Annotated in this window: 7 protein-coding genes; 1 reads left to right on the top strand and 6 read right to left on the bottom strand. The window is 69.2% G+C overall.

Features of this window, described 5'->3' with window-relative positions; genetic code table 11:
• Positions 1 to 251: 251 nt before the first annotated feature.
• A complete protein-coding gene (locus XW59_RS07805; protein WP_047144074.1) occupies positions 252 to 1,502 on the top strand; it encodes an FAD-dependent oxidoreductase in 1,251 nt (416 codons plus the stop codon).
• A 145-nt stretch (positions 1,503 to 1,647) separates the two neighbouring features.
• Here XW59_RS07805 and pbpC read toward each other — a convergent pair whose 3' ends face one another.
• The 6 genes from pbpC to XW59_RS07775 form a co-directional block, all read right to left on the bottom strand.
• Positions 1,648 to 3,717 carry a penicillin-binding protein 1C gene (gene pbpC, locus XW59_RS07800; RefSeq protein WP_047144075.1) on the bottom strand — a complete coding sequence of 690 codons (2,070 nt, stop codon included), beginning with the start codon at positions 3,715 to 3,717 and terminating at the stop codon, positions 1,648 to 1,650.
• Positions 3,718 to 3,740: 23 nt separating this feature from the next.
• Positions 3,741 to 9,212 carry an alpha-2-macroglobulin family protein gene (locus XW59_RS07795; protein WP_047144076.1) on the bottom strand — a complete coding sequence of 1,824 codons (5,472 nt, stop codon included), beginning with the start codon at positions 9,210 to 9,212 and terminating at the stop codon, positions 3,741 to 3,743.
• Between the two features lie 119 nt (positions 9,213 to 9,331).
• Positions 9,332 to 10,114, bottom strand: coding sequence for an ABC transporter ATP-binding protein (locus XW59_RS07790; protein ID WP_047144077.1), 783 nt, complete (start codon positions 10,112 to 10,114; stop codon positions 9,332 to 9,334).
• A complete protein-coding gene (locus XW59_RS07785) occupies positions 10,114 to 11,103 on the bottom strand; it encodes an iron ABC transporter permease (protein WP_047144078.1) in 990 nt (329 codons plus the stop codon). The genes XW59_RS07790 and XW59_RS07785 overlap by 1 nt, the downstream gene beginning before the upstream one ends.
• Positions 11,100 to 12,041, bottom strand: coding sequence for an ABC transporter substrate-binding protein (locus XW59_RS07780; protein ID WP_082137443.1), 942 nt, complete (start codon positions 12,039 to 12,041; stop codon positions 11,100 to 11,102). The genes XW59_RS07785 and XW59_RS07780 overlap by 4 nt, the downstream gene beginning before the upstream one ends.
• Positions 12,041 to 13,969: a TonB-dependent receptor gene (locus XW59_RS07775; protein WP_047144079.1), complete on the bottom strand. Its 1,929-nt coding sequence runs from the start codon at positions 13,967 to 13,969 to the stop codon at positions 12,041 to 12,043. Before XW59_RS07775 ends, XW59_RS07780 begins: the two co-directional genes overlap by 1 nt.
• Positions 13,970 to 14,023 lie beyond the last annotated feature (54 nt).

The following is a 14,023-nucleotide window of genomic DNA, read 5'->3' as shown; positions in this document are numbered from 1 at the left end:
GGCTTGCCTTTGACAAACCGAGCGGCCTTCCCCTCGGCTCGGAAGGCGCAAGGCAACCGAGCCGGGGGCTAATGTCCCGCGATGGGGCAAACCCGGAAAAGCGCTTCGACGCGTATGATGGCCACGGTGCACATGCGATCATAGTTCCTGAAGCCCGCCGGCGAGTCAAGCAAGGCAGGCTGCGGCATTTGTCGACAAGACGCGCGGGCGCTGATAACACCGGCGTGGGTAGGAGCAGATGGAGGTGCATTGTGAGCAGCGAGCCGATTTCCAGGGTTGTGATTGCGGGCAGCGGACAGGCGGGCGTGGAACTCGCCGCGACGCTTCGCCAGCGGGGCTTCGAAGGCTCCGTCATCGTGCTGGGCGACGAGCCCGACCTTCCCTATCAACGGCCGCCGCTTTCCAAGGAATTCCTGAAGAGCGTCGAGGACGCGCCGCTGCCGCTCAAGGGTCCGGCCTTCTACGAGGGCAAGGACATTGACCTGCGGCTCGGCGTGACGGCGAAGCGGATCGACCGCGCCGCCAAGGAGCTCGAGCTATCGAGCGGCGAGCGGCTGGCCTACGACCACCTGGTGCTCGCCACCGGCGCGCGCAACCGCATGCCGCCGGTGCGCGGTCTCGCGCAGGAGGACGTGATGGAGCTGCGCACGCTGGCGCATGCGCGTCTCTTGACGGGGCGGCTCGACGAGCTGAAGCACGTGACCGTGCTGGGCGGCGGCTTCATCGGGCTCGAGGTGGCGAGCCTGCTGCGCGCCCGCGACGTGACGGTGGAGCTCGTCGAGGCGGCCGACCGGCTGATGGGACGCGTGCTCTCGCACGAGATGAGCGACTATTTCCGCGGCTTCCACGAGGGGCTAGGCACCAGGCTGCGCTTCAAGACCTTCGCGGAGGAGATGCAGCGCCATGGCGACGGCTTCAAGGTGAGGCTGTCGGACGGCGACGTGCTGGAGACGGACGCCGTGATGGTGGCGGCGGGCGTGCTGCCCAATTCCGAAATGGCTTCCGAGGCCGGATTGCAGGTCAACAACGGCGTCGTCGTCGACGAGCGACTGCTGACCGAGGACCCGTCGATCTCGGCGATCGGCGACTGCGCCGCGCATCCCAACCCTTACGGCATCGGCATGGTGCGGCTCGAATCCGTGCAGAACGCGGTCGATCAGGCGAAATGCGTGGCCGCGAGGCTCACCGGCGACGACCAGCCCTATGACAGCCTGCCGTGGTTCTGGTCGAACCAGGCAAGCGCGCGGCTGCAGATCGCCGGCCTTTCCATGGGCGCCGACGAGGCGGTGGTGCGCGGCGATCCGGCCGAAGGCAAGTTCTCCGTCTTCCTCTATCGGCAGGGCAGGCTGGTGACGGTCGAGAGCGTCAACAGCGCGGCCGACCACATGGTCTCGCGCAAGCTGCTTTCGGCGCGGCTCTCGGTGCCGAAGGAAGTCGCCGCCGACACCTCCGTCGACCTCAAGGGCCTGCTGCCGAAGCCGGCGGTGGGCTCGGCCGCGTAGGCGGCGTCAGGGGTGCGTCCTTCGAGGCTCGCTTCGCTCGCACCTCAGGATGAGGAAGGTTTTTACTCGAACCCACGGCGTTGAGGGCTCGACAACCCACTTCCCTCATCCTGAGGTGCGAGCGAAGCGAGCCTCGAAGGACGCGCTATCGCTCCACGAACACCTTGACGCTGGCCGCGCGGCCGGCGGCGTCGATGACCGTCAGCGTCGAGAAGCCGCCGCCCTCGGGCTGCCAGCGCATGGTGCGGCGACGCGAGACTTCCGACAGGGGCCGGCCGTTGGCGAGCCACCGGAAGGGCGCACGGCCGCCCTGCAATTTCAACACCAATGGTGCGGCGTCGTCGCTGGCAAGCTCGACGCGCGCGCCGTCGGGCGGAAAGACGATGGCGGGCGCTGGCTCGGCGACCTTGCCGGCGGAAAGATCGTCACGCGACGACGAGAACCGCCTTTGCGTGACGGGAAGGTCGGCGCGCGCCAGCCGCACGGCGCCAGCCGGCGGGCGGGGCAGGGGCACGGTGCCGAGCCCCGATCTCTCGAAAGCCTCGAAGAGGATCGGTGCCGCCGAGACATAGCCGGAGAGGCCCGGCACGGCCGAGCCGTCGGGTCGCCCGACCCAGACGCCGAGTACGTAGCGCCCGTCGAAACCCACCGACCAGGCATCGCGGTAGCCGTAGCTGGTGCCGGTCTTGTAGGCGATGCCGCGGCGGCGGGCGCCCTCGGGCGGGACGACGCCGGACAGGATATCGGCGATCTGCCATGCCGCCGCCGGATCGAGCACGGCGGTTTTCCGTTCCGCCGTCTTCCTGTCGCTGATCGCGACGGCCCGCCCGCCATTGGGGAAGGCGGTGTAGAGCTGCACGAGGTCGCGCAATGTCAGGCCGACGCCGCCAAGCGCGATGGCGAGCCCCGGCGCCTCGCCCTTCGGCAGCGTCGCGTGAACGCCGGCCTGGCGGAAGCGCGAGGCGAGCCGCGCCGGTCCGATCGCGTCGAGGAGCCGCACGGCCGGGACGTTGAGGGACAATTGCAGCGCCTGGCGGATGCTGACGTCGCCCTGGTAGGCCATGTCGAAATTGCGGGGGCGGTAGCCGCCGAAGCTCGCCGGCCGGTCCTCGATGATCGTTTCCTGGGCGACGAGGCCTTCCTCGAAGGCGAGGCCGTAGATGAAGGACTTCAGGGTGGAGCCGGGCGAGCGCACGACCCGGGTCATGTCCACCCAGCCGGAACGCGCGGCGTCGAAGAAATCGGCCGAGCCGACCTCGCCGAGGATTTCGCCGGTTCCGGCGTCGGCCAGCACCATGGCGACGGAAAGGCGCGGCCCGAGCTTGCGCGCCGCCTCGCGGGCGACGGCTTCCAGCCCTTCCTGCGCGCGGCGGCTGACGGTCAGTTGCTGGCGGGGAAGGGAGGGCGCGGAGCGCAACGCCGCCTCGGCGGCGTGGGCGGCGAGCGCCGGCATCGGGCGGCGCCGGTCCGGGACGCCGTCGCCCCTGGCGCGTGCCGCCTCGCGCTCGCCGAGAACGCCGGCCGCGACCATCCGCTCCAGGACGCGGTCGCGCCCTGCCTCGGCGGCGCCCGCATTGCGGTCCGGACGGCGGCGCTCGGGCGACTGGGGAAGGGCGACCAGCAGGGCCGCCTCGCCGAGGCCGAGGCGCCTCGGCTCCTTGCCGTACCAGGCGAGCGTCGCCGCGCGGATGCCTTCGAGATTGCCGCCATAGGGCGCGAGCGTGAGGTAGCGTTCGAGAATCTCGTCCTTGGAAAGCCGCCGCTCGATCTGAAGCGCGCGTGCGATCTGCAGGAGCTTCGCCGAAAGCGAGCGCGCTTCGCGCGGCTCGATCAGGCGGGCGAGCTGCATGGTGATGGTCGAGCCGCCTGAAACGATGCGGCCATGGGTGGCGAACTGCCAGGCGGCGCGGCCGAGCGCCATGGGGTCCACGCCGAAATGACCGCGGAAGCGGCGGTCCTCGTAGGCGAGCAGCATCTCGACGAATTGCGGATCGACCTCGTCGAGACGGATGCGGAAGCGCCAGGCTCCGTCCGGCGTCGCGAAGGCGCGAAGCAGCGCGCCGTCGCGATCGACCACCTCGGCGGCGAGCGCCGGCGCCTCGTCGAGCGGAGGCGGGTAGGCGCGGTCGAGCGCGTCGAGGCCGACCGCGGCGGCCGCGCCTAGGATCAGGACGGCGGCGGCGGAGATCGAGAGGCGCTTGATCCACGGCTTCATGGCGCGGCTTCGCCGCCGGCGTGTCACGGCGCGGCGACGACCTCCATCATGCCGTCCGAGGTGCGCGCGGAGAATTGCGGCCGGTACATGTCCTCCACCACGGCGGCGGGATGCACGTAGACGCCGGGCGTGACCGCGCGCACGACATAGGCGACGCGGAACTCGCGGCTGCTGTCCCGGTTGCGGTCGAAGGCGGCGACGAAGCGGTCGTCGCGGAACTCGCTGTGGGCGGCTTCCGGATCGCCGAGCCATTCGAAATTCGAGAGTTCCGCGCTGCCGACGAGGCGCGGATTGTCGATCTCGAAACCGGCCGGCAGGAGGTCCGTGATCGCGACTCGCGAGGGCCAGGCATTCCGCTCGGTGATCGAAAGCACGACCACGTAGCGCTCGTTCTGCCGTGCCTCGGTGATGTTGGTCTCCTCGCCGTCGAGCGTGTAGTAGGTGCGCTGGATCGAAAAGCCGTCACCGCCGGCGGGCAGGGGATCGGCGGGCGCGGCGACCGTGGTGACCACGGCATCGACCGGCTCGTCGCCGCGGTTGACGATAGTGAGCGGGTCGTCGGAAAGGCTGCTGCCGTCGACGCGGCGGGCGAAGCTTCCGTCATGCTCCGCGCCGTCGACGTCGAGCCTGATCGCCTCGGCGCCGGTGCCCAGGGCGCGGGCGGCAAGCAGCATCCAGGCCTCCTCCTGCGTGCTGGTGTAGCGCGTCGCGTCGCGCGCCTCGGTGACGAAGCGCATCATCGCCGGAATGGCCGTCGGCGCTGGCTGCGTCTCGGCCGCCAGCGCCAGCATCGCCGCGCCGTCGCGCAGGCTGGAGCCGTAGTCCGAACGGCTGGCGTTGGACGGCTTCGTCTCGACATTGCGCAGCGCGGTCGCAAAGACGCGCTCGGCGCGCTGGCTGTCGCCGTAGAGCGCGAGGCTCGCGGCGATCTGGGCCTGCGCCATCGGGCTCGAGAATTCGTCGATACGGGTGTCGGCATAGTAGCGCAGATCGCCGACCGAGGCCTTCTTGTTGCGGGCGAGCACGTAGAGCGAATAGGCGATCTCGGTGCCGCTGCCGGCGACGTCGGTGGTGTAGCTCAGCGCATTCTGGAGGTTTTCCAGCGCGCTGCGCATCGCCTGTTCGGGCACGTCGAAGCGCTGCTCGCGGGCGCGCGTCAGGAAATCGCTCACATAGGCGTCCAGCCAGAGGTCGCCGGAACCCGGTCCCCAAAGGCCGAAGGAGCCGGACGAGGACTGGTAGGAAAGCACGTGCTTGATCGCCGCGTCGATGCGCTCGCGCAGCTTGGGGTCGTCCTCCAGGCCGGCCGCCGTGGAAAGCTCACTCACATAAAGGAGCGGCAAGGCGCGGCTCGTCGTCTGCTCGGTGCAGCCATAGGGATAGCGGTCGAGCGTCATCAGGAGTGACGGAACGTCGAAGGCGGCGGCACGCGAGACGCCGACGCTGACCGAGGCGCCGTCGAGCAGGCTCGCGGCAAGCAGTTCGCCGTCGACGCGCAGGCTGCCGCCGTTCGCCGCGAGGCTGACGACCTGCCGCGTGGTGACGGGCATGGCGCCGGGTCGGACCGGCAGGAAGAGCGTGCGCTCGACCCGCGTGCCTTCGGGATGGGCGAGGCTCACGGTGACGGTCGCGTCGCCCGTGGACGTGGCCGCGACCGGCACCGTGACGGTGGCGCGGCCGCCGGCGGCGAGCGGCACCGAGGCCGGCACCCGCCCGAAGGAGACCCCGGCCTTGCCCTGCGCTTCGATGGCGAGCGCGTAATCGCCCGCCGGGCCGTCCGTATTGGCGATGTCGAGGCGGATCGTCGCCTGGTCGCCCGGCGCGAGGAAGCGCGGCTGCCCGGCGGTGACCACGATCGGATCGCGGACGACGACGTCGGAACTGGCCTGGCCGACGCCGTTCTTCGACCAGGCGACCGCCATGACGCGCGCGGTGCCGTTGAATTCGGGAACGTCGAACGAAATCTCGGCCTTGCCGTCGGCATCGACCCGCACCGGTCCTTCGAAGAAGGCGACCAGCTTCTCGGTCGGCGGGCTGCCCTGGGCGGTGGGACCACCACCGTCGCCGCCGGTGCGGATGCGTCCCGTGGTGCCGGCCGAGCCGTCGATCAGCCGGCCGTAGAGGTCGCGCAGCTCGATGCCGAGTCGACGCTGGCCGAAATACCAGCCGACCGGATCGGGCGCCTTGTAGCCGGTGAGGTTGAGGATGCCGACGTCGACGGCGGCGACCATGACATGGGCATCCTCGCCGGGGGCAAGCCCGTTGAGCGTGACGGGAATAGAGAGCGGCGAGCGCGGCTCGATCTTCCGTGGCGTGCCGAGCGCCATTTCGAGCTTGCGTGGACCGGGATCGACCGAAAGCCATTTCACGCCGATGGCGCGGGCGGGCATGCGGCTTTCCTCGGCCTCGCCCGGGCGGTAGAGCGTTGCGGTGACATAGGCGCCCGCGCCCCAATCATCCGTCACCGGAATGTCGATGGTCGCGCCCTCCGCCGGAACGCTTGCCGTGAGCGTGGCGAAGAGACGTTCCGACCCGACCGCGACCAGAAGTTCTCCGGCGAAGCGCGGCGAGACCTGCAGCCTGGCGACGTCGCCCGGCAGGTAGTTCTCCTTGTCGAGCGCGATTTCGAGCCCGTCCGGTGTTTCGGTCGAGGTGGCCTCGACATACCAGCCTGCGTCGAAGGCGTAGCTGGCGACCGGGCCCGTGGGATCTGCGGATGCCACGTCGAGCCGGTAGCGGCCCCAGTCGACCGGCATGGAGAGCGCCGCTTCCGCGCCCTGCGAGATGTCGAAGGTGCCGTCGGCGACCTTGCGTTCGGTCGTCACCGGCTCGTAGTTCCAGGAGTTGTTGCTGCGGTACCACTGGTAATTGCGCTCGACCTTGACAAGCGACCAGCGCGCGCCGGAAAGGTCCTGGCGCTCGCCGTCCGGTGAAACGGCGATGACGCGGAAGCCGGCTGTCGCGCCCTGCGGCACCTCGCCGCCGGAAAAGTCCGGGCGGATGCCGATGACGCTTTCCTCGGGCGTGACGGTGAGGGGGAGCTTGCGCTCCACCGCGCGACCGGCCGGCTCGCGCATGCGTACGACCACTTCGGCGTTCACCAGGCGCGTGGTGGAGGGGAGCGCGTCGACGCCCGCCTCGAAGCTCGCCTTGCCCTGGTCGTCGGCCTCGGGCAGGTCGTCCAGCGCCACGCGGGTGCCGCCGTCGAGCTCCTCGTCGGCGAGGCCGAAGGCGTAGCCCGGGAAACGCGCCCAGTCGCGCGTCGTCGAGACATTGATCTCGCCCTCGAGCTCGAGGCCGGCGGCGGGCGCGCCGTAGAGATAGCGTCCGTTGACGGAAACTTCGGCGGCCTCGTCGGGCGCGATCTCTGTGCGGTCGCTCGAAAGATCGAACTCGATGCGGTCGGGAACGAAGTCCTCGACCAGGAACATCGCCTGGGCGATCGGCGCGGCCTTCGGGTCGGTGTGGATCTTCACCGTCCAGGTGCCGCGCTGCGCGTTGCCCTCCAGCCCGAGCGCGATGTGATGGCCGCCGAGCGCGCGGCCGTCGCTGACCTCGCGCCGTTCCTCGACGCCGTCGGGACGCACGAAGATGAAGGTCAGCGGCAGGTTCTCGACGGCATTCGCCGTGTCGTCGCGGGCAAGGGCGGCGGCATGGACCGTCTCGCCGGCGCGGTAGATGCCGCGCTCGGTCCAGGCGAAGACGTCGACGGCGCCGGGCGCGGCGCGGCCCTCGACGCCACGGTCCGAAAGGTCGAAGCCGGCGCGCGTCATGTCGAGGAAGACGAAATCCGCCTCGCCGTTCGACGCGGTCATGACGGCCGGTGCCATGCCTTCGGTTCCGCGTGCCAGGCCGGGCGTGAAGGTGGCGCGGCCCTCGGCATCGGAAATGGCGATGCCCAGCACTTCGTTGTTGCGGGCGAGGAGCTGCAGCTCCACGCCTTCCAGGGGCCTGGCCGTGGAGAGCGAGCGCACGAAGACGTCGAGCCCGTCCTCGCCGGTGTAGGTGGTGAGACCGATATCTGAAACGACGAACCATTGCGTGGCACGCGGCTGCCAATCCTCGCTGGTGTCGCCCTCGGGCCGGGCGGTGAGCACATAGACGCCGGGCTTGCGCTCCGGCAGCGCCTCGTTGACCGGGAAACTCGTCAGGACGTCCTTGTTGAGCTCGCTGGCCATGTCGATCCTGCCCTCCCAGACCGGCTCGCCGAGATTGTCGGCGAGGGAGGAGACCGAGTAGCCGTCGAGCTGGGTCAGGAACTGGTAGCCGGTGAGAAGCTGCGCCAGCGAGCGGTCGCCGACGCGATGAAGCGCCAGATCGGCGGTCGCGGTGTTGACGCTGACGAGCGGGATGCCGTGGCGGCCGGTGGCGGGCAGGACGAAATTGCCGCCGGTGAAGCGGATCGAGGGCGAACGGTCGCGTACATAGACGTTGAGCACCACCGGGCTTTCCAGCACCTCGCCGATCGCCGCCGGCAGGCCCTGGCGCAAGGTCACGCGGTAGTCGCGGCCATGCTCCAGCCCCTCGACGCAGATCTGGCGGTCCTTGGCCTCGATCGCCTTCGGGGCGGCATTGTCGACGGTCACGAAGGTGGAATAGTCGACGCCGCTGCGCACCAATTCCTCGGAAAGCTGGGCGCAGACGCGCGGGGCCGCCAGATCGGAATCGACGCTGTGGTCGACGATGCGGAAGCCCTTTCGCGCCTTCAGGTCGACATAGGCGGCACGCACCTCGCCGTCATTGGCGAGCGCGAGGCTCGCCTCGTAGGCCTGCAGTGCGGGGCGGTAGAGGTCGAGCCGGTCGAGGCCCGAGGCGAGGGCGGAAAGCGCGTCGGCGCGCGCAGCGGTGGAACGGGAGGCCTGATACGCGTTGAAGGCCGCCGACGCGCCGTTGCGGCTGCGTCGCGCGGTCTCGTCGCCGTCGTCCGAGCTGACGGCGAGCTCGGCGCGGGCGAGCTTCGTCCAGAGGACCTCGTCATCCGGCGTGATCGCCAGCGCGGCGCGATACTGCTCCACCGCCTGACCGGGATTTTGCCCTTGCAGCGCATCGTCGGCGGAGGAAAGGAGGAAGGAGTAGCCGGCATCCTCGCTCGGCCGCGCGGCGGTCGCCTCGTCGCGGTAGCGCCTGGCCTCGTCGCGGACGCTCTCCGGGACGTAGGAAAGCGCCGGCGGCGCGCCGATGTCAGGTCCGCGCGACCGGTCTACGACCTTGCCGGCGATCGAGCCGGGGAACGGCTTCATGACGCTGTAGTCGGATTTGAGGAAGCACCATTGCGCCTTGGGGTTGTAGGTGAAGGCGCGGCAGGACGGATCGCCGAGACAGATCGCCTTGCAGCGGTCGAGGGTGACGTCCCTTTCCGTGCGCAGGTCGAAGCCGAAATAGTCGCCGTCCGGCGTGGTTTCGACCGAGCGCAGGTCCTGGGCGAACGCCTGCCCCGCCAGCATCCAGACGAGGATCGAAAGGAAAGAGAAGATACGAACCGCGCGCCCAGCCATGGCTGCCTCCAAACGCTGCAATCGTCGATCGGGGAAAGTTGAGCAGCCTTCGCGCCGCATTGTCAACGAGCCAGCGTCCCGGAACAAGCAGGACACGGTTTCAGAGGTGTTTCCCGCGGTCAGGGTGGGGTGTCGCCGGTCAGGCCGGTGGGCGCGAGGATCATCCCGCCCCGGTCGTGGTCGATATGGGCGACGATGCCGAACACGGATTGCAGGCACTCGGGCGTCAGTATGGCGGCAGGCGGGCCGTCGGCCGCTATCCTGCCATCGCGCATCAGCACGACGCGGTCGCACCAGCGGGCGGCAAGCGTCAGGTCGTGCAGCGAGACGAGGATGGCGCGGTCCTTCGTGGCGAGTCTCCGCAGGGCGGCCATCATCGTCATCTGGTGGGCCGGGTCGAGACCGGAGGCGGGCTCGTCGGCGATGAGGACGGGCGTGTCCTGGGCGACCGCGCGGGCGATCAGCACGCGGGCCTGCTCGCCGCCGGAAAGCTCCGTCGCGGGCCGGTCGGCGAGATCGCCGACGTCCATCAGTTCCATCGCTTCGGCGCAGATCGCGCGGTCGTTTTCGGAAAAGCCTCTCGCGAAGGAACGCCACGGCATCCGCCCGAGGCCGACGACGTTGCGGACCGAAAGCGGCCAGGCGATGACGCGCGCCTGTGGCAGATGCGCGACGAGGCGGGCGCGTTCGAGCGCGGAGAGCGTTGCGAGGTCGGCCCCGTCGAGGCTGGCGCTGCCGGAATGGGGAAGATGACCGGCAATGGCGCGCATCAGCGTCGATTTTCCGGCGCCGTTCGGGCCGAGAAGGCCGACGACCTCGCCGCGCGCCAGCGAGAACGAGGCGTCCTCGACGATGCGGCGGCCGGCGAGCTCGACGGATACGCGCTCTGCGACGAGGCTCATCAGAATATCTCCCTGCGCGAGCGTACGATGAGCCAGAGGAAGAAGGGCGCGCCGATCAGCGCGGTGACGACGCCGACATTGAGCTCCTTGCCGGGAACGATGATCCGCACGGCGATGTCGGCGGCAAGCAGGAGTGCGGCGCCGCCGAGACCGCTCGGCAGGAGCAGGCTGCCCGGCATGCGGTCGGTGAGCGGGCGCACGAGATGCGGCACGACGAGGCCGACGAAGCCGATGGCGCCGGTGACGGCGGTGCCGGCCCCGACGGAAAGCGCCACCCCGGCGATGACGAGGAGGCGCGTTCGCCTCATATCGACGCCGAGGCCGGCGGCGGCTTCCTCGCCGAGCGAGAAGGCGTCGAGCGCGCGGCCGGAGAAGACCAGCAGCGCCCAGCCGGCGAGCATCAGCGGCAGCGCGATCCAGACGTCGTTCATCGAGCGGTCCTTCACCGAGCCGAGCAACCAGAAGATGATCTCGTAGCTGGCGAAGGGATTGGGCGAGAGATTGAGGACGAGCGAGGTGAGCGCACCGGCAAGGCTGGTGAGGGCCACGCCGGAGAGGATCAGCGTCAGGGTCGAGCCGTGGCGCGCCGCGATCGCCAGGAGGATGACGACGGAGAGCGCGGCCCCGGCCAGCGCGCCCGCCGGCAGGGCGTAGAAGGCGGCGCCCGCGAGACCGGAATAGAAGACCAGCACCGCGCCGAAGGAAGCGGCGGCCGAGACGCCGATGATGCCGGGCTCGGCCAGCGGATTGCGCAGAAAGCCCTGCAGCACGGCGCCGCATAGGCCGAGGCCGAAGCCGACAGCAAGCGCGAGGATGGCGCGGGGCAGCCTTATCTCGCGCATGATGATCATCGTCGCCTCGTCGCCGCCGGCAACCAGCGCGCGCAGGCTGTCGAGCGGGCCAAGCCTTGCCGGGCCGATCAGCATCGAGGCGAGGAACAGCGCCAGCACCAGTAAGCACAGGAGCAGGTTGAGGCGGGACTGGCTCATCCGGACGGAGCCTTGCCGCAGGGGGCGGCCTCCTCGCGCACGGCGCGCAGCGCGCGCACCGCGTCGAGGACGGCAGGGGCGCCGCAGGCCCAGGAGCCGGGCGGGACGTAGGCACCGACATGGCTGGTCTTCAGCGCGCGCAGCGCCGGATGACGCGTGATCTGGTCGGCGAGGGCAGGCGCCTCGGTGAGAGGCTCGCGCAGGATGACGATGTCAGGCCGATGGACAACCAGGAGCTCGAGCGGGAAAGGCGCCATGCCGGCATAGCCGAGTTCGGCGGCGAGATTGCGCAGGCCAGCCGCCCGCATGACGGAATCGGCCAGGGTTCCCGACCCCAGGGCGATGCCGTTCTGGTCGTAGGCGATCGCGGTGGGCGAGGGGCCGCAGAGCGAGGCCTCGACGTTCTTCAGCTCGGTCTCGAACCGGCTTGCAATTTCCTCGGCCCGGTCCCCGGCGCCCAATATCCCACCCATCCGACGGATTTCGCGCGGGATCGTGTCGAGCGTCTGCTCGAAGGAGAATTCCTCGACGCGGAAGCCGAGGCGACGCAGCAGCGCGGTGGTGTTGTGCAGCGAGAAGGTGCCGGTGACCACGGCATCGGGACGGGCAAGGAAGACCTCCTCCGCCGTGCCGGCATTCCTCGGATAGGCCGCCGCCTTTTCGTGGAGGAAGGACAGGCTCGGATCGCCGGCAAGCTCGGACACGGAGACGAGCTGGCCGGGCTTGGCCAGGAGCATCGCCAACTGGTCGGTGCAGACGTTGAGCGACATGACGCGGGCAGGCGCTTCCCCGGCATGGGCGGGCAGGGCGAGAAGGGCAAGCGTGGCGAGGGCGGCGAAGCGGTTGCGGAAGGCTGGATGCCTCTCCCTCGTCCGGCCGCTTCGCGGCCACCTTCTCCCCGCTGGGGAGAAGAGGTGCGCGCGACCGCCACCCGCCATCAGAACTTCATCCGGAAGCCGGCGAAGCCGGAAATGCCGGGCGTGCCGTAGCCGCGAACGGTCTCGTAGTCCTGATCGAGCAGATTTTCGCCGCGCACGTAAAGCTCGCTGTTTTCAGTCGGATGGTAGGCGATCTTGGCGTTGACGAGAAGATGGTCCTTCAGCTTGACGTCCTCGAACGCGCCTCCGGCGAGCGCGATTCTGTCGTTCACGTTGATGACACCGCGGGCGGATGCCGAGACCGTCCATTTCTCCGCCGGACGCACGGTCGCCGAAAGCACGATGTCGTGCAGCGGAATGCGCGGCCGGCGCTCGCCGTCGGGCTGCTCGGTATGGGTGTAGGTGTAGGAGGCGCCGATATCGAGCCAACTCGCCGCCTGCCAGGTCAGCGAGGCCTCGACGCCGCGCCGCTCCGTCGTGCCCGGTATCTGGACATAGGAGAAGGTCGAGTAGCTGTAGTCGATCAGGTTCCTGGTATCGAGCAGGAAGAAGGTGACGTCCGCAACCAGCCTGTCGTCGAAAAAGCGCTGCTCGACGCCGATATCGAAACTGGTGCTTTCCTCGGGATCGAGGTCGGGATTTCCCGCGAAAGGCGCGTAGAGCTCGTAGAGGCTGGGCGCGCGGAAGCCGGTGCCGAGCGAGCCGTGGAACTTCGTTCGGTAGTCGGGGAGGAAATAGGCGGCCGTCGCGCGCCAGGTGGTGTGGCCGCCGAATTCGCTGTGGTCGTCGTGCCGCACCGAACCGGTGAGCGTCAGGTTTTCGAGCGGCTCCAGAACGGCCTGTGTCCAGACGCCGTTGAGATCGAAATCGTCGTCGGTGTCGGTGCCGAAATTGTCGGTGACCGCGGCACTCTGGCGTTCGTGGTCGGCGCCGAATTGCAATGTCGCCCAGTCGGCGACGTCGAATTCGCCCTGATAGTCGATCTTGGTGCGACGTCCGAGATAGTGTCCCTCGAACGGGCTGAGGAAGCCGCCGAACACGCCGGCGCTGGAAATCTCGCGATCCATCTCGAAGATCTGGCCCGAAACCGTGTTGCGGAAGCGTCCGTCGAGGAGCGTCAGCGTCGCGCCGAGGCGTGCGGCCTTCTGGTTGGATTTGCCGGTGTTGAGCTCGTTGTCGGTGGGCGGATTGCCACTGTCGTCGAAATCGCCTTCGGAATTGATGAGGAGGCCGGAGCCGAACAGTGTCAGATACTCGCCGACCTGTTTCTCGCCGGCGAAGGTGCCGGTGAAGTTGCGGTAGAAATCGTCCTCCAGCCGGTTGGGATCGCCGTCGACCAGCGGATGGCCGTTCACCCTGGCGGAGGAAATTCCGTCGGTCGTCAGGCCGTGGAGCGTGAGCGCCGCCTTGCCGGTGCCGTCGGCGCCCGAAAGCTTGTAACCGCCGCGCGCGGTGGCGTTGGAGCCGAACTCGCCGAATATCTCGTGGTGAACGCCCTCCTCGATGCCGTCGAGCGTCGAGATGCCGAGGACGCCGGCGACGGCTTCCGAACCGTAGAGGGTGCCCTGGGAGCCCTTCAGCAGTTCGATGCCGCTGACACCACCCATGATGAGGTGCTCGTAGGAGCTCTGCACCTGCGTGGCGGTGGGATCGGAAATGTCGATGCCGTTGAACAGCGTCTTGACGTATTTCTTGTCGGCGCCGCGAACGAAGAGGCCGGTCTCCTGTCCAAGCCCGCCGCTGGAGGAGGTGGAGACGCCCGGCAGCAACGTCAGATAATCCACCACCAGCGGCAGCGCGCGCTGCTCGATCTCCTCGCTGGTAACGGTCTCCACCTTCGAGCCCACCTTGCTCGCCTCGGTGGGCGTGCGGTTGGGCGTGACGAGGATGGTGTCGAGCCGGAGCTCCTGCGCCGTGGCCGGCGCGAAGCCGGCGAGCGTCAGGGCGGAAGCCGCGCCGAGAAGCCGGATCGTGCGTGTGTAAATCATGATGTCCCCCGTGGCGTGGCGCCCGCTGCGATAATTTTGCCGGTGAGGACGGTC

Source organism: Aquamicrobium sp. LC103, from assembly GCF_001014615.2.
In the GTDB taxonomy this organism is placed as follows: domain Bacteria; phylum Pseudomonadota; class Alphaproteobacteria; order Rhizobiales; family Rhizobiaceae; genus LBCQ02.
This window is presented reverse-complemented; position numbering and strand designations above follow the sequence as displayed.

What these genes read in the sequence shown, in the direction of transcription:
- XW59_RS07775 (WP_047144079.1), bottom strand. Translation starts at nt 13,969, where the DNA reads ATGATTTACACACGCACGATCCGGCTTCTCGGCGCGGCTTCCGCCCTG.
- XW59_RS07785 (WP_047144078.1), bottom strand. Translation starts at nt 11,103, where the DNA reads ATGAGCCAGTCCCGCCTCAACCTGCTCCTGTGCTTACTGGTGCTGGCG.
- pbpC (WP_047144075.1), bottom strand. Translation starts at nt 3,717, where the DNA reads ATGAAGCCGTGGATCAAGCGCCTCTCGATCTCCGCCGCCGCCGTCCTG.
- XW59_RS07795 (WP_047144076.1), bottom strand. Translation starts at nt 9,212, where the DNA reads ATGGCTGGGCGCGCGGTTCGTATCTTCTCTTTCCTTTCGATCCTCGTC.
- XW59_RS07790 (WP_047144077.1), bottom strand. Translation starts at nt 10,114, where the DNA reads ATGAGCCTCGTCGCAGAGCGCGTATCCGTCGAGCTCGCCGGCCGCCGC.
- XW59_RS07780 (WP_082137443.1), bottom strand. Translation starts at nt 12,041, where the DNA reads ATGGCGGGTGGCGGTCGCGCGCACCTCTTCTCCCCAGCGGGGAGAAGG.